This is a genomic window from Winogradskyella poriferorum (assembly GCF_036553625.1).
GTDB lineage: Bacteria > Bacteroidota > Bacteroidia > Flavobacteriales > Flavobacteriaceae > Winogradskyella > Winogradskyella poriferorum.
Genome location: NZ_JAZHOU010000001.1, coordinates 464483 through 481234, shown reverse-complemented (window position 1 = coordinate 481234; position 16752 = coordinate 464483). Strand labels below are relative to the sequence as shown.

The 16752-nt window shown below is 33.8% G+C and carries 15 protein-coding genes and 1 tRNA gene; 8 read left to right on the top strand and 8 right to left on the bottom strand.

The genetic code is table 11. The features are described 5' to 3' along the window. The first annotated feature begins 2 nt into the window (after positions 1–2). Genes V1468_RS02195 through V1468_RS02185 form a run of 3 tightly spaced genes read left to right on the top strand, consistent with a single transcriptional unit; the run spans position 3 to position 2107 of the window. Positions 3–482: a glycosyltransferase family 2 protein gene (locus tag V1468_RS02195; protein WP_331808618.1), complete on the top strand. Its 480-nt coding sequence runs from the start codon at positions 3–5 to the stop codon at positions 480–482. Between the two features lie 13 nt (positions 483–495). Then, on the top strand, positions 496–1497 hold the full coding sequence (locus tag V1468_RS02190; RefSeq protein ID WP_331808617.1) for a type I phosphomannose isomerase catalytic subunit: 1002 nt from the start codon (positions 496–498) through the stop codon (positions 1495–1497). A 46-nt stretch (positions 1498–1543) separates the two neighbouring features. Beyond that, positions 1544–2107 (top strand): PhnA domain-containing protein, encoded by a 564-nt coding sequence (locus V1468_RS02185; protein ID WP_331808616.1) that lies wholly within the window; start codon positions 1544–1546, stop codon positions 2105–2107. Here the strand turns inward: V1468_RS02185 and V1468_RS02180 are convergent. Next, complete coding sequence (locus V1468_RS02180; RefSeq protein WP_331808615.1) at positions 2104–2244, bottom strand: hypothetical protein; 141 nt, start codon at positions 2242–2244, stop codon at positions 2104–2106. The two genes, V1468_RS02185 and V1468_RS02180, sit on opposite strands and share 4 nt — an antisense overlap. 48 nt (positions 2245–2292) lie before the next feature. On the opposite strand from V1468_RS02180, the gene V1468_RS02175 reads away from it, so the two are divergent. Together V1468_RS02175 and V1468_RS02170 are read left to right on the top strand one after the other, a co-directional pair. After that, entirely contained in the window at positions 2293–2556 is a 264-nt protein-coding gene (locus V1468_RS02175; protein ID WP_331808614.1) for a DUF1272 domain-containing protein, read from the top strand. Positions 2557–2770: 214 nt separating this feature from the next. Next, positions 2771–3085, top strand: a complete 315-nt coding sequence (locus tag V1468_RS02170) for an STAS domain-containing protein (protein ID WP_331808613.1) — start codon at positions 2771–2773, stop codon at positions 3083–3085. 84 nt (positions 3086–3169) lie between these two features. Here the strand turns inward: V1468_RS02170 and V1468_RS02165 are convergent, their stop codons facing one another. Together V1468_RS02165 and V1468_RS02160 are read right to left on the bottom strand one after the other, a co-directional pair. Further along, a complete protein-coding gene (locus tag V1468_RS02165; RefSeq protein ID WP_331808612.1) occupies positions 3170–3613 on the bottom strand; it encodes a YybH family protein in 444 nt (147 codons plus the stop codon). 65 nt (positions 3614–3678) lie between these two features. Beyond that, the gene (locus V1468_RS02160; protein ID WP_331808611.1) at positions 3679–4779 is read right to left on the bottom strand and encodes a DUF4407 domain-containing protein; all 1101 of its coding nucleotides are present in this window, start codon (positions 4777–4779) and stop codon (positions 3679–3681) included. A 176-nt stretch (positions 4780–4955) separates the two neighbouring features. Here V1468_RS02160 and V1468_RS02155 point away from each other — a divergent pair, with 176 nt between their 5' ends. Beyond that, on the top strand, positions 4956–6155 hold the full coding sequence (locus tag V1468_RS02155) for an NAD(P)/FAD-dependent oxidoreductase (RefSeq protein ID WP_331808610.1): 1200 nt from the start codon (positions 4956–4958) through the stop codon (positions 6153–6155). 36 nt (positions 6156–6191) lie between these two features. Here the strand turns inward: V1468_RS02155 and V1468_RS02150 are convergent, their stop codons facing one another. Continuing rightward, positions 6192–8828: a M56 family metallopeptidase gene (locus V1468_RS02150; protein ID WP_331808609.1), complete on the bottom strand. Its 2637-nt coding sequence runs from the start codon at positions 8826–8828 to the stop codon at positions 6192–6194. A 2-nt stretch (positions 8829–8830) separates the two neighbouring features. Continuing rightward, positions 8831–9196 carry a BlaI/MecI/CopY family transcriptional regulator gene (locus V1468_RS02145; RefSeq protein WP_076618165.1) on the bottom strand — a complete coding sequence of 122 codons (366 nt, stop codon included), beginning with the start codon at positions 9194–9196 and terminating at the stop codon, positions 8831–8833. A 121-nt stretch (positions 9197–9317) separates the two neighbouring features. Between V1468_RS02145 and V1468_RS02140 the strand changes: the two genes are divergently transcribed. Continuing rightward, positions 9318–10706 carry a M28 family peptidase gene (locus V1468_RS02140; RefSeq protein ID WP_331808608.1) on the top strand — a complete coding sequence of 463 codons (1389 nt, stop codon included), beginning with the start codon at positions 9318–9320 and terminating at the stop codon, positions 10704–10706. A 4-nt stretch (positions 10707–10710) separates the two neighbouring features. On the opposite strand, the gene V1468_RS02135 is transcribed toward V1468_RS02140, so the two are convergent. Then, a complete protein-coding gene (locus V1468_RS02135; protein ID WP_331808607.1) occupies positions 10711–12105 on the bottom strand; it encodes a dipeptidase in 1395 nt (464 codons plus the stop codon). A 105-nt stretch (positions 12106–12210) separates the two neighbouring features. On the opposite strand from V1468_RS02135, the gene V1468_RS02130 reads away from it, so the two are divergent. Further along, positions 12211–12292, top strand: a tRNA-Leu gene (locus V1468_RS02130). Between the two features lie 152 nt (positions 12293–12444). Here V1468_RS02130 and V1468_RS02125 read toward each other — a convergent pair. Both V1468_RS02125 and V1468_RS02120 read right to left on the bottom strand, forming a co-directional pair. Beyond that, a complete protein-coding gene (locus V1468_RS02125) occupies positions 12445–15321 on the bottom strand; it encodes an alpha-amylase family glycosyl hydrolase (RefSeq protein WP_331808606.1) in 2877 nt (958 codons plus the stop codon). Positions 15322–15387: 66 nt separating this feature from the next. Then, positions 15388–16749: a SusE domain-containing protein gene (locus V1468_RS02120; protein WP_331808605.1), complete on the bottom strand. Its 1362-nt coding sequence runs from the start codon at positions 16747–16749 to the stop codon at positions 15388–15390. Positions 16750–16752 lie beyond the last annotated feature (3 nt).

The window sequence follows — 16752 nt, the reverse complement described above, 5'->3', positions numbered from 1 at the left end:
TAATGAAGATAGGAGTCATAATAATTTTTAGAAATAATGAATCTTTAATAAATGTTGACGCTTTAGCCAAACACATTCAGTCTACAGATGTTGTAAAGTTTTGTTTGGTAGATAATAACAGCAAGGATAATACCATACAATTACTTAACGAAGTAAAAGAAAATTGTGCAGACAAAGTAGAAATTGTAGAGATAAAAAAGACGGTTTCCGAACCAATGGCCAAAAGAGCAGGTGCTCGTTATTTGTTTAGTAATTATAATTTGAAGTATATAGGGTTTATAAACTTGGCATCACTTCAAAAAACAAACAAAAGTCTTGATGAAATTTTGGAGCACAGTGTAAAAAACAAAGAATTTATAGCAGAGGTAAAAGCGCTAATAGATAAAAATAACCCTAAGTCAAATTTCTTTAAGGGAATTATTTCAATTGTAGATTCAGTAAAAGAAATGAATAAATACAGGGCTTTAAAACCGAGCCTTTAAAAATAGAAAGAACATGAAAGCATATCCTATAAAATTTAAACCAATCTTAAAAGAGAAAATTTGGGGCGGAAATAAACTCTCAAAAATCTTGAATAAGCAAACAGATTTAGAAAATGTTGGTGAAAGCTGGGAAATTTCTGGTGTAAAAGGAAATGTTTCAGAAGTAGCTAATGGAGACTACAAAGGGCAAAACCTAAATGATCTTTTAAAAACATATAATTCAGAATTTTTAGGTTTAGCAAATTCAGAACGTTTTGGCGAAGAGTTTCCTCTGTTAATTAAGTTTTTAGATGCAAAAACAGACCTTTCAGTACAAGTGCATCCAGATGATAAAATGGCCCAAGCACATCATAATTCCTTTGGTAAAACAGAAATGTGGTATATCATGGATAGTGATGACGATGCAGATATCGTTCTTGGATTAAAAGATGAAAGTGTAGATAAAAATATATTAGGACAAATTAACGCAAATAATGTTGAAGAGGTCTTTAATAGAGAAAAAGTAAAGCAAGGCGATAGTTACTTTATTCCAGCAGGAAAAATTCATGCCATTGGTGCAGGTGTTTTGGCTGCTGAGATACAGCAAACCAGTGATATTACTTATAGAGTTTACGATTGGGATAGAACCGATGATTCAGGTAATAAACGAGATTTGCATACTAAACAAGCTATAGAAGCAACAAAATCTTTTGAGTCTAATGGTAAATGTGATTATGAACTTTTTTCTTATAAAAATAGCAATTTAGTGTCTTGTGATTTCTTTACTACTAATATTTTTAAGGTTAATGGTTTAAGACAAATAAACTATGACTATCTAGACTCGTTTGTTATTTTTATGTGCGTAGAGGGAGAGACTTTAATATCTGTAAACGGACATACCGAAACTTTAAAAATGGGAGAAACTGTATTGCTTCCAGCATCAATGAGAGCTGCTTTATTTAACGGTAAGAATGCAAAGTTGTTAGAAGTGTATATAAAACCACAACAATCTCAAAGTAAAAAATTAGCTATTTAGTTACTTTATAATTTTATATTTGCTCATCTTTTAAAATTATATTTTGATGAGTTTAGAAAGAGAACTTCAAAAGCGAAGTGGAAATCAGTGCGAACTTAGTGGAGCCACAGAAAAACTAGCAGTTTATATTGTTCCAGATGCTAAAGATTTGGCTTTATATGCATCGGAAACATGTATAGAACAGATGAACGATGCTGACAAAATTGATGCTAACCATTGGAGATGTCTTAACGATAGCATGTGGAGCGAGCATGATGCCGTAAAAGTGATGGCTTGGAGAATGCTTCACAGAATTGATGCAGAATGGACACAAGATTTACTCAATATGTTTTACATCGAAGATGACTTGTTAGAAGTAGCAAAAGCATCGGGTGATGGTGAAGATGATGAAAATAAAATTACACATCGCGATGTTAATGGTGTGGTTTTAGAACATGGAGATTCTGTTGTGCTTATCAAAGATCTTAAAGTTAAAGGCTCGAGTATGGTAGCCAAACAAGGAACGGCTGTTAGAAATATAAGACTAGACCATGAAAACGCTGAGTATATTGAAGGCAAAGTAGATGGCCAGCAAATCGTAATTATAACCCAATACGTTAAGAAGATTTAATCTGAGTTCTTTTTGTTGAAGAAGTCAAAACTCAGAGGTATCATAAATACCATAAATAAGTAACGACCAGTTACTAATCCAAAGAGTGTTATTCCGGCAAGAATAACCATTAAAATTACCTTATATTTATATTTCATGGTGTAAAGGTAAATTCCTTCTTTAATTTATTCAATACAAAAATCAAAATGTTGCAAATAAGACCAACTTGTGAGCATTGTAATAAATCACTTCCTTTTGATTCTGAAGAGGCTATGATTTGCACATTTGAATGTACCTTCTGCAAGGATTGTGTAGAGCTTTTACATCATATCTGCCCAAACTGTGGTGGTGGTTTTGAAAAACGACCAATTCGTCCTAAAACATTACTCCATAAATATCCTGTTTCTATTAAAGAAATTCATAAACCGGTAGACCTTAAGACTCACTATATAAAATTCAAGATTAAGTAGTAATTTTTCTTACAATCTATGTGTTTGTAAATGTGTTGTTTATCGAAAAAATAAACCGCCAATTTCAAATTGTCTAGACAAAAATACCATTTATCGAATTTCTGGGAAGTAGAGGATATTTAGTCAGATATTAGTGTCATCCCTTAGAATTAATAGCACCAGATTTACAGATTAATAGCCCTAAATTATTATTAATGATTTAACAGTATTTATTATGGATTTACAGATCACCAACTACAACAACCGCTTTCAGATTAAGGGGACACTTAACAAGTTAAGTATTAAGACTTTTAATGCGCATTTTGCTAATATTTTTGATAGACTAGATAATATCTTATTAGATATAGAAAGTGTAGAAAGTATAGATAGGGCAGGCGTAATGGCCTTGGCTAGATTACATAATGAATCTATTACAAAATCTAAAAAATTATCAATAATAGGTTTAGGTTGCAAAGAACTTTACGATCATTTTAAGTCTGAAGAGCCTGAAACTATCCAGGTGCCTGCTGGTTCAATTGTTGCAGCTTAGAAGAATAAATCTTAAAATATATACACAGAAAGTGCCTTAAGTACGTTTATGGTGACAGATAAGCGGCTTTTGAGCACTTTTTATTTAGCAAGACATGTCTGCTATAATTTTCCATTCGCCATTAATCTTTTTAAAGATAATGATGAAAATACCATCTGCATTACCAGCTTCTCTTTTTAAATGATATTCTCCCATAACCCAGTAATTATTTCCTTCAATTTTTGAAACATCATTGATAACAAAATTCAATGTACCACTTTCAGCTTTTGTTGGATAGCCTTTTTTATAATTTTTTAAAGTGTTTTCCCAACCGTAAGTTAATCCTCTGTTACCGTAAAATTTTAAAGAATCATTCTTCCAGTAGCCTTGCATAAACCCTTCTAAGTCATGAGTATTCCATGCCTTTTCTTGTGCGTTCAGGACTTTTAAAATTTCTGCTTTGTCGGTTTCAAAAGTGTCTTTCTGTTGGTCTTGGTTATTACTGCAATTGAGTAGTAAAAGTACTAAGGCAAAATAGAAGGATTTCATTACAAATAGGATTTTAGAATATCCTAAAAGTAATCATTTACCAATAAATCTGTACTAACGCATTTTTAAAGTACTCCCTTTTGCTTCTTTAAAAATGCATCAGCTTGGTGCTGCATCAACTCGCGTGCTTTTTTACGTTTGTAGTTCATCACCTCCTCTTCATCAGCAATTTCTGTGTAGACTTTGTTGTTAATGTCATTATCTGTTTTAACTAGTAACTGACGTTCTGCAACTTGTTGGCTAACCCACGATTTTATAACAGTTTCCTGATCTTCTAATTTATAGTCGTACTCGCCTTTTGGTGATAAAAGTTTTGCGATAATAGGTGAAGTTTCAATAGTAAGAAACAACAAGAAAATAAAGAAAGAAGGTAGCCAAGGCAACGTGCCCAAAGCGGTAACTCTGGCCATTAAGCCGTCAAAATTATCAATGATAGGTTGCGATTCTGTAACGTTGGCTTTATAATCGTCTTGCAAAGCAATAATTTCATTTTCTAGAGTTGTAATTTTTGCTTTATTATCGGTTTTTAGTTGTTGTAATTCTGCTAAAGCAGCATCGTGTTTTTCGCGCTTTTCTTTGTAAACAGGGCCTTTTCCTAATTTCATTGATCCAGATGTGCCTTCGGCTTCTGTTATATAAGTGTCGTAAAGTGCATTGACTTCGGTTTCTTTAGTACCTATTTCACTTTGTAAACCTAAAATCTGATTTTCTAATTCTGCTATTTTAGGATTGAATTGTTGCGCAATTTGATTTTGATTGGCTAAGGTTAAATCATTCTTTTGTTCTAATAACACCTGATTGATTTCCTTTTCAAAAATCTTAAGTTCTAAAGGTTTTGAAATCACCACAGCAATTATCACAGCCAGAAAAATTCGTGGTGTAGCTTGTAGCAACTCGTCTAAAAAGCTATTTCTTTTTTTAATAGTTGATACAATATAACGGTCTAGATTAAATATAAGAAGTCCCCAAACCAGCCCAAAACCAATGGAAGTATAGAGGTTGTCAAAAACTGTGTATAATGCATAACTTGCAGCAATAGTTGCCATTAATGCGGTAAAAAACACAGTAGCACCAATGCCAGCATATTTATTTTGCTCGCCATTAGAGCAGTTATCGAGAATATTGGTATCTGCTCCCGAGCACAGGATAAAGAATTGTTTTAACATAACTGTTTGTTTTTTGATTGATTGATTGATTGATGTATAGGTTATTAGAACGCAAAATGGTAACAAATGTTACATAAATAAGCTAAAAATGTGGAGTTTAGGCCTCATATGATTTTTGTCATACCAAATCTTAAGTATAAAAACTAACTTTAGGTGTAACCAAAAATCATAGAGTTATGAGAACTACAGTTGTAATAGGAGGAAATTTTGCAGGCATTACTGCAGCTTTAGAGTTAAAAAGGAAAGACCCAAAGAATCAACGTGTAATACTTATTGATAAGTCTCCCTTGTTTTTGTTTATACCATCATTGATTTGGGTTCCTTTTGGCAGAAGAGATATAAAAGATATTTCATTTAGAAAAGATAAAATACTAGAGAAAAAAGGTGTGGAATTTGTTCATGCAGAAGCCATAAAAGTCTTGCCCGAAGATAACAAAGTTGAAACCACAAAAGGCGATTTTGAATATAACGATTTGGTTATAGCTACAGGTCCAAAAGTTAAGTATGATGTTGCTAAAGGTGTTAAAGATTATGCATACTATATAGGTACACCAGATGGAGCCATGAAAACCCGAAAAGCACTTAATGCATTTAAAGAAAATCCCGGTCCTGTTGTAATTGGAGCAACACAAAATGCTGGTTGTATGGGAGCAGCATATGAGTTTCTTTTTAATATTGAAAAATGGCTGAGAGAGCAAAAAATTCGTAAAAAAGTAGATTTATATTGGATAACACCCGAAACGTATTTAGGACATTTTGGTATAGATGGTATGCCAATGGGAAATACCATGCTTAAGACCTTTATGAAAATGTTTAATATACATTATAGAACCGAGGTTGGTGTGGAAGAGGTGAAGTCTAATGGGGTATTATTATCTAGTGGAGAATTTATAGAAAGTAACTTCACCATGTTGATGCCTCCTTTTATTGGTGTTGAATTTGTTGTTAATTCTAAAGGGCTACAAACCAATGCTGCAGGCTATATACCTGTAAATGATACATACCAGCATGTTACACATAAGAATATTTGGGCAGCAGGTATTGCGGTAGATGTAAAACTGCCATTTAAACCTGGTAAAGTACCTTTCTCTGGGCCAAAAACAGGATATCCATCTGATGAAACTGGCAAGGTAGTGGCAGAGAATATTCTAAGAGTTCAAAAAGGTAAAAAGCTAAAAGAAAAGCCTTGGGGAAAAATACCTGGACTGTGTATTATGGACGCAGGAAAGAAAGAAGTTTTAATTGTAAGCAATCACTTGTTTAAACCGAGAACGTTTGCCATTATGATTCCGAATGTAATCTATGATTTTGGCAAAATCTTATTCGAAAAGTATTTCCTTTGGAAAACAAGAAACGGATTATCTTACCTTCCATAAGACTAAAAAAAAGCCTCGCATTGCGAGGCTTAAGTACTAATTTGTAACGGTAATCAATATTGGTGGTAATTCTTTACCATTTTTATCATATATATCAAAAAGAGTAACAACATAATTGGGTTCAATATGGTTTATATATGATTTAACTTTATCGTTCAAGATGTTACCTTTATTAATATGTATTAGATTATTTGGAAACTGAATTTTAAAGGATGTAATTTTATTTTCTTTTAATGTAATTTTTAAATTTTTCAGTTTTTCCTTAGTAAGCGAAATATCTCCTCCTTTAATTTGTTTTCCATTAATAATAGGGTACTGAGTAGTTCTGTCACTAAATAAATCAATTTTACCAGTACTCTTACCATCATCATCTATAAATTCATATGAAGCAGTTACCATTTTTACCTTCCATGGACTATTATCGTTGGTGTTGTCTGTCTTTTTTAGAGAATCTTCAGAAGTATTGAAAATTTTCTTTTCTTTGGCTTTAGCTTCTTCAACGGTTAACCCAGAGTATAAGTTTAATGATCTTTTCGGTAAGTTAGATTTAGCAATACTTTCATTATAAGATATACATGTAGACCAAACATTTGCCTCTTTAAGTTTCAACTGTATGGATTTAGCTAAATCTGCACTTTTATTCTTTTCAATAGCAATTGAAGCCATAACATATTTTCTATGCTCGTCAGTAGATAAATGTTTGTTGAGTTTTTTTACTTCATTGTTAATGTCAGCTATTTCAACTTTCTTACCGTTAAATTGAATATTATTCTTACCATCAATATAGATTTCAATAGGTTCAATTTTGTTAGTTTGGTATACTCCATTAGCATTTGGTCCACCCTTAGATGTTTTCTTAGGTGTCTCAGGTGCTGGTGGAGCAGGAGGTGGTGGAGGTGGAATGTTTGGCCACGGTTCTGCGTCTTGCTTTTGCTTTTTAGTCATTAGAGAGCTGTAGATCTTGTAATAATAGTCATATTCATCTTTTTTAATAACTGGGTAAGCAGCTTTAGGATTTACTTTGACTTTCTCTATGGCTTTATTCATTTTTTCTGCCCAAGCATTGTATTCTGCTATCTGTTGTTTTGTAGCTTTTTGTTGAGTACGACCATTATAGTTCTTGGCAGGAACAGGTGGACAAGGTAGAATATTATGTTCTTTTAATTCTTCTTTAGTGAACGAATTATATATTTTGTCTGCCTGTGCTTTTAAAATAAATAACTCAGAGTTATCGGTTTGAGGACCTTTTAAATATTCTGTAATTGCATTAGAATATACCTTCGAGATTTTCTCGTAACGTTTTATTTGCGAATTTTGATAGGTTGATTTGAATCCTGTTTTTGTATACAGATTAAATTGATATGGTTGCGGATGCGTTTTACTCATAGCATTGTTTAAAACTTTACTGCCAGTGTAATAGACGATATCTTTATGAGAATAATCGTTTAAAGTAGAATTTTCAATGTGTTTACCGTCAAGCCATAGTGCAAATACGGTTTCATCTTTCCAAGATTCAAACTGTATTTTTGAAGGTGATTTTGGTTCAACTTTAGACAGGTTAATTGTAGGGACTTCAGGATACTTTTTGACACTGTTCCGTTGTGTGTCGTTCATAATATCATAGATGGCAACAATTCTTTGATATGTAGTGTTATTAATGAAATTTGTTCTTTCAAAAGCTTCCATCCAAGCAATATATTCTTGCATCATGGCATCTGTAGCGCCACTAACATAAGTCATCTTTAGTTTATTTGCTTCCTTTAGCTCTTCTGTAATAGCATCAGCAGGATTTGTTTGTTCTTTTTGTACATACTCTCGTTCTGCAAAGCTGTAAAAAAGAATAGCTAAAACTGGTAATACCAATAAGGTACTTAACCAAATTCGAGTTTTGGAGGTTTGCGTTTTCATAACTGTAAATCGTTTTTTGAATGATGAATAATTGATAGCACTCGCTAATTGATGATTGTGAGTGTTTGATGAAAATTGTAATAATATATTTTGATAGCTTTTAGTGGTAACACCTTGCTGCAATACAGCGTCATCTGCTAAAAACTCGTGATTTAGTTTTACATGATGTTTTAAAATGTACACCAACGGATGAAACCAAAAGACAATTTGTAACAGTTCTAGCAACAAAATGTCTAAGCTGTGCCATTGCTTGGCATGCGTTTCTTCGTGTAGTCTAACTTCTTCGGGTATTTGATTGTTTTCAAATTGTTGGCGGTTAACAAAAATGTATTTAAAGAAGGAATGTGGTATACGATACGCTTTTAGTAATACGTAGATAAAATTACGGTTGTGCTGTTTATCGTTTGTTGCAATTTGGCTGTAAAGTCTAAAAAGGTTAACCGCAAAACGAATTGCAAATAGTGTTGCTCCAAGTATGTAGATAGACCAAAGAATAGTTTCTAAAGTCAGTACAGGTGAGGTCTCAATGGGTTGAGGCATAACTTCTGCTTCTATGGGAATAAATGCAGCTGTGATTTCAAAATTTTGAACAATAGGTTCTATATATTCAATAATTGTAAGCTGCGGAATTATTAAAGCCATGGCAAACGAACCCAACAGATAAAATCTTTTGAAGTGATGCATCTGTTGCTTTTCTAAGAGTAGCACATAGGTTAGCCAAAACACCAAAAGACAAGCCGAAAATTTTAATAAAAATAGTTCCATGATTACTTACTTTTAATTTCCTTGTCTATTATAGCTTTTAGCTCTTCTAACTCTTTTTTGGTTAAATCTGTTTTTCGGGTGAAGAACGATGCAAACTGAGACGCACTATCGTTAAAAAAAGTTTTAATTAAACCGTTTACATGCTTTGAGAAGTAGTCTTCTTTTTTAACTAGTGGGTAATACTCTCTTGATTTACCATAGGTTTTATAATCCACAAAACCTTTACCAATCATGCGCTTTAATAACGTGGCAACGGTTGTTGTTGCTGGTTTTGGCTCAGGATAGACTTCTAAAATATCTTTCATAAAAGCTTTTTCTAGCTTCCAGAGATATTGCATAAGTTGTTCTTCGGTTTTAGAGAGTTCCATTGTTCTACAAAATTAGAATTAACTCTACAAATGTAGAATAAAAAAATTATTTTCAAAACATTTGATTATCAATTTTTTACAATTTAGTATCTTTGAGTAGAAGATTAAATGATTTATTTTAATGAAAAAGCCCTTACTATTACTTGGCTTAATAGCTTTAGTAACTTTCAATATTAAAGCGCAATCTGTTCAGGATTTAATTAATGAAGTAAGTAATTCTAACTTACAAACTACAGTAGCAGAGCTGTCTGGAGAACAAACAGCGACCATAAACGGAAGTACACAAACCATAACGACTAGAGTACAAAGTAATAACGATTTAGCAGCCGATTATATAAAAGAACGTTTAGAAGCATTGCCTAATCTTAATGTTGAATTTCAGAATTTTAATACGGTTGGGAAGAATGTTATTGCTACTCAGATTGGGCAAACAAATCCTGATGATATATATATAATTTGTGCGCATTATGATTCTGTAACTACGTACTGTGCAGATGATAATGCTACTGGAGTTGCAGCAGTTTTAGAAATTGCACGAATACTTTCTACACAGTGTATTGATAATACAATTGTTTATGCGCTTTGGGACGAAGAGGAAATAGGATTGCTTGGTGCTAATTATTATGCACAGCAAGCTGCTGACGAAACCAATGGAAATACACGAGATAATATTTTAGGAGTAATTAACATGGATATGATTGGTTATGATGGTGATGCACCCGGAACACCTGGTGATAATCAGTTTGATATTGATGTTAGAAATATTGCAAATTCGGTTGCTATAAAAGATGATTTATTGGCTCTTCTTGGTACTTACACCTTCGATTTACACGAAATTGTTGTTAATCCAGGTACCACAGCTAGCGACCATTCTCGTTTTTGGAATCAAGGTTATTCAGCAGTTTTGGTTGGTGAATCTTGGGAAACCAATGATCAAACACCAGATTATCATACGTCTAACGATAGGGTTGAGGATATCGATTTTCAATATATGACAGAATTGACCAAGTTAGTGTTGGCATATACAGCGACTAAAGCTAATTTAATTGGTGTAGATAATACCATTACACAAACAGCGACATCATTAATGTCTAACCAAACGATAGGAACATATCAATGGTTTAATTGTGATACGAATACGCCCGTTTCTGGAGAAACCAATCAGTCCTTTACACCATTAACCGATGGAAATTATGCTGTTGAAGTCACCAATGGAAGTTGTACAGAAATGAGTGCGTGCATTAATTTTTCTGTTTTATCTACTGAAGAATTTCAGCCTAATGAAATAAAAGTGTACCCAAATCCGGTAGATTCAGTAATTAAGGTTGATAATTTTACTGAAACTAAAATTGATATCATAATTAATAATATATCAGGGAAAGTGGTTAAAAAAACAAACTCCCAAAAAACCTACATCGAAATTCCGTTTGATAGTATTACTTCAGGAGTTTATTTTGTAAATGTTAAGTCTAAAACTAAAGCTTCGACCTATAAAATTATTAAAGAGTAAAAAACTACTCAGTCGACTTTAACTCAGTAAAATACTTGTAAAACCAAGGGATAGTCTCAATACCTTTTAAGTAATTCCAAACACCAAAATGCTCGTTTGGTGAATGTATAGCATCGCTATCTAAACCAAAGCCCATAAGGATTGTTTTGCTTTTTAATTCTTGCTCAAAAAGAGATACAATAGGAATACTTCCACCACTACGTTGTGGAATAGGAGTTTTTCCAAAAGTTTGTTCGTAAGCTTTTGACGCAGCTTGGTAACCTGTGCTATCTATTGGTGTTACATAGCCTTGGCCGCCATGATGTGGAGTTACTTTTACTTTTACGGCTTTTGGTGCAATACTTTCAAAATGGGTTTTAAATAACTTCGTAATCTCTTCCCAATCTTGGTTAGGCACTAAGCGCATAGAAATTTTGGCGTAAGCTTTACTCGCAATAACTGTTTTTGCACCTTCACCTGTATAACCTCCCCAAATTCCGTTAACATCTAATGTCGGTCTTATAGAGTTTCGTTCATTTGTGGTATAGCCTTCTTCACCGTAAACGGCATCAATATCTAAAGCTTTCTTGTAGTTGTCTAATGAAAACGGAGCTTTGGCCATTTCTGTACGTTCTTCATCTGAAAGATTTTCAACCTTATCATAAAAACCAGGAATGGTAATGTGATTGTTTTCATCATGAAGTGATGCAATCATTTTGGTTAACACATTTATTGGGTTTGCTACAGCACCTCCATACAAACCAGAGTGTAAATCTCTATTTGGTCCGGTAACTTCAACTTCAACATAGCTTAAACCACGCAAACCAGTTGTAATAGAAGGTACATCTTTAGCAATCATGCCAGTGTCAGAAATTAGAATAACATCGTTTTCTAACTTCTCACGATTAGCAGCGACAAACTTCCCGAGATTGGCACTACCAACTTCTTCTTCACCTTCAATCATAAACTTTACATTACATGGTAATTCATTATTGTTTGTCATGTATTCTAAAGCCTTTACATGCATATACATTTGGCCTTTGTCGTCACAAGCACCTCTTGCAAAAATGGCTCCTTCAGGGTGTTTTTCTGTATTTTGTATTATAGGCTCAAACGGAGGGGAATTCCATAAATCTAACGGATCTGGTGGTTGTACGTCATAGTGGCCATAAACTAAAACTGTGGGTAAGTTTTTGTCAATTATTTTTTCGCCATAAACGATAGGGTAGCCATCTGTTTCACAAATTTCAACCTTATCACATCCAGCTTTTTCTAAACTCACTTTAATAGCGTCTGCTGTGTTAAGTACGTCTTCTTTGTAAGCTGAATCTGCACTTATAGAAGGAATTTTTAGTAAATCAATTAGCTCGTCGATAAAGCGTTGTTTGTGCTTATCGATGTAAGAATTTATGTTTTGCATAGTAGTTATTTGATTTCTAACAAAAGTAATAATAATGAAAGGATTATTTTCTTAAATAAAACCTATTTGAATATTGAAACTATTGTTTATATTTGCAGTCCTTTTGCAGGCGTGGTGGAATTGGTAGACACGCTAGACTTAGGATCTAGTGCCGCGAGGTGTGCGAGTTCGAGTCTCGCCGCCTGTACAAATAAAACCTTCAACGTATATGTTGAAGGTTTTTTGTTTATAGTCATTTTGTTAGCTTTTTTTGTGTATTATATTAACGACCACTAATTAATATTATAAAAAAAGGCTTCTCTATAAGAAGCCTTTTTACTCAAATAAACACTTAATAAATTAGAGTTTTACTAACTTAGTTGTCTTAGTTTTATTGTTGTTATCCTCAACTTTTACTATGTACGTACCTGTATTTAAAGTAGAAATGTCAAAAGTGTCATTTTTAGTAAAATCACCTTTATAAGATTTTACTTTTTTCCCTGTTAAATCATAAATTTCAATATTAGAGACATTAGAATTAATTCTAAACAATGATTGTGTAGGGTTAGGGTATATTGAAAATACTGAAAAATTTTGGTCATCTACACTTAGAACACTAGATGGTTGATTTCCTAAAATTCTAAACTGACCTGCTGGTATTGTGATAGTAGTTGTAGAGTTAGAAACCGTAGTGTTACCTGTAGGGTCCATTAAGTCGTACCAAGTTGTAGTTACTCCTGCTGGGAAGTTGGTGTTTACAAACTGTGTATTAACATCAAAATTAGCTAAAATTATAACGTTTCTAAGTTCAGATGTAGGAATTGAAGTATCAAAAATATCTATTCTAGGAGTGAAATCCCCTGAACTAATGGTGTATTCGCCTTCAAAAACCGGTTCTTCAATTTTAAGCTTGTGTAGTCTAGACCAATCATCATAAATTTGTGATCTCACAGCATCAGTAATCCAATTGTTACCCCATTGAGGTTGTGGCTTAGTGTCTAATTTGCAATCACCAGGCGTAGCATCATCAGGTGTATTTACAGTACCATTGTTACAAGTAAATATAGAATTGTTCATTCCTAATTCTCCAAAATGCCAAATCATTTTTGGCCCAGGAACCATTACAGATACAGCAGCTAAAGCAGACATGCGTGATAGTGCTGTATTTAAGTCTTGAACATTGTGACTGCTATTACTAGTATTTCCAAACTGAAGGTTTTTATACATTAAGCGCTCTTCGTCATGACTCTCTGGATAACCTAAAACTCTTGGGCCATCAAAAGAAGATCTTGATTTGTGACCAATACCATTAATATTTTTATTTCCATTCTGTCCCATTGTTAACTCATTGTAAGGATCTGTCATTTTTCCCCACATCATCACACCCTTACCTTCAGAGTATCTGTAATTAGCCCATTCTTTTTCTTCATTTTCACTTCCTAAATGCTCAAAAATAGCATAGTGATAAGGATCTAAAGACCACGAATAGTCAACATACTCTCTTAATACATCTACACGGTCTTGTTGGTAACCATTTGTACAGGTTTCGTTTCCTGAAGTACAATTTTGAGTAAAACCTTTTGTTAAATCCCAACGGAATCCATCTATATGAAATTCTTCAACCCAATGTTTAATAACACGTTTTGTGTAGTCTTTTGTTCTTGGATTAGAGTGATCAAAGTCGTTACCTACACTATAAGTATGTGTAGCTGTTACATTAAAATAAGGGTTTTCAGAACTTGGTCCTCCCCAACCATCACCATCAGGATCATCCATCCACATACGCACCATCGGGTTACGTCCGAAAGCGTGATTTAAGGCTAAGTCCAAAATTACAGCAATACCATTTTGATGACAAACGTCTATTAATTCTCTTAGCTTGTCTTCTGTACCATAGAATTTGTCTAATGCCATATGGAAAGATGTATTGTAGCCCCAGCTTTCATTACCTTCAAATTCCATAACAGGCATTAACTCAATAGCGTTAATATTTAAACTTTTAAAGTAGTCAATTTTATCAATCACATCTTGATAGTTTCTGTCAGCATCAAAATCTCTAACTAAGAGTTTATAAATTATGAGGTCTTCTTTCTTTGGCTTTTGAAAGTCCGTGACTTGCCAGTTGTATGGTGTTTGTCCAGTTTGTAAAACTGTAACTTCTCTTTCTTGACCTACTGGATATGTAGGCATATTTGGATAAGAAGTTGTAGGTATATATGGGTCGTCAAAAGGAGAAAGTACTAATGTTGAGTATGGATCGGCTGTTTTTACTAATACAGGCGAGTTGGCAACTGGAGTTTTATCAACTACCCAATATTGGTAGGTTTCAATTTGTCCTGGAGTTAACCCTGTTAGTTCAATCCAAAACTTGTTATTTCTTGTTGGATCCTTTTTCATTGCGTACGAAGCATCAGGCTGATAGTTATTAAAACTACCTGCCAAGTACACAAAATCTTTTCCAGTAGCATATAACACTAACAAAGCAGTATTGTCATCTATGTAGTTGATTCCATCTTCATAGTCTGCAGCCATTATACCAAAATTAGAACCAGGGTCTACTAATACACTAAAAGTTCTTGTAATTGTGGTTCCGTTTAAAGTTGCAGTTAATTCATAGGATTTGTTCTCAGTAATATTCATATCTGTATATGAATAATTTGAAACGAAGTTAGCCGTATTAATAACGGATCCGTTAGCAGATAATGTATAAGTAGCAGGACCACCTATATTAGTAGCAGAAATACTTAGACTTTCACCTGAATTCAGTATTGTTGTTTCAGAACTTGGTGACGATAGGCTCATTTGAAATGTCCCAACATCAAAAAAGAAATCTTGGCATCCATTGGCTTTAAGCTCTTCTGAACCATCTGCATTCCTAAAAACCATGCCCATTCTAACAACATTTGCAGCTTCTGAAGCACTAAGACCATAGTAAGTTTCAGGTACAAAGGTAATGGTCCATATACCACCTCCTTGGTTTGTCATTTCTCCAATACCATCATCTATGCCCCAATTACCGACAACATGAGTCCATGGGTCCGTAGTGTCACCAACACCAGAATGTATATATACTTTTGATGGATTATTAAATCCGTTACAATTGGAAGAGCTGCTATTTATATCTAATGTGATAGTAATAGATTCGTCTACCTCAAACGGGTTCGGTGTTATTGTAACTTGACTATAGCCTAGTAAGGAAATTATAGCAAGTAATGTAAATATGTAAATCTTTTTCATAACGCATTATTTAAAAAAAGGGCTGACATTAATCAGCCCTTTTTGGGTTAATAATAAGATATTTTATTATTGAATTTTATTCAGTTCATAGGTGCCATTAGCAACATCCATTTTTACACGGTATAAGCCAGCTGCAACAGCAATGTTATCTCCTCCATCGTCTAAAGTGCCATCAGCACCAGTGTCACCGTAGTTAGTTCCCCAATCTTCATTAACTCTAAACTTAATCTCACCATCTAACATAGTTACAATTTCAGCCATGTAAACATCTGGCTGTACTTGTGTGAAACTATAGTCAGGAGTAGCTCCCCAGTCATTATAACCAGAACCTACAATACCAAAAACATCTCCAGCTTCCATTGTATAAACATTATTGTTAAAATCTAGAGTAATATTATAGAATCCAGCTGTAACAACAATGTTGTCACCTCCATCTTCTAAAGTACCGTCAGCACCAGTATCTCCAAAGTTAGTTCCCCAATCATTATTCAAACGGAATTTAATTTCACCATCAATTAATTTTACACCAACTTTAAAAGTATCTGTTGTATAATCATAGTAAAACTTAGCATCTGGTGTAGCGCCCCAATCATTATAACCAGAACCTACAATTCCCCATGAAAAAGGTTCCATTGTGTAAGTGTTGTCATTAAGATTCATAGTTATTTTGTAAGAACCAGCTGTAACAGCGATATTGTCACCTCCATCATCTAATGTACCATCAGCTCCTGTATCTCCATAATTAGTTCCCCAATCATTATTTGCTCTAAACTTGATTTCACCGTCAATTAAATTAGCATAAGCAACAAAAACATTCTCCTCAGAAGTAGTGTAAAAAACACCATCTAAGCCAGCGCTTCCCCAATCGTTATAACCAGAACCAACAATTCCCCACATAGAAGGCTCTATTCCTGTGCCTCCACCTGAAGTTTCTTGTTGTAACTCTACATTAAGTCCTTGAATAGCAGAATATGATGGTAAACCATCATCTCCAATAACCGCCATTAATCTAAAATAAAGTGTGCCTGTATTTGTACCTTCATTATTGTCTAGTCCTGCAGCATTAGCTAAGGCAATCATTTGGCCTACGGTTACAGGGATTTCATTAGCTTCAGGATTTGCTGTAGTACTTCCTAAATCATAAAGACTTTCGCCTGCTACATAATCTGAAAAATCAGACATTGTAGCCCCTTGTAAATAGTATGTGATATTAGTTGGTACTCCAAAATCTGCACTTCCCCATGTGAAACGTTCTGCGAGATTGCCTGAAACAGATGAGTTTAACACATAGTTATCTAAAAATGAAGTGTTAAACACTAGTCCTTCTGCTTCATTTGCCACAAACTCTAAATCGTCATCTTGCTGGCAAGCAGTAAAGCTAGCTACAGTGACAAATAGCAATAAAATTAATTTTATTTTTTTCATCATTCT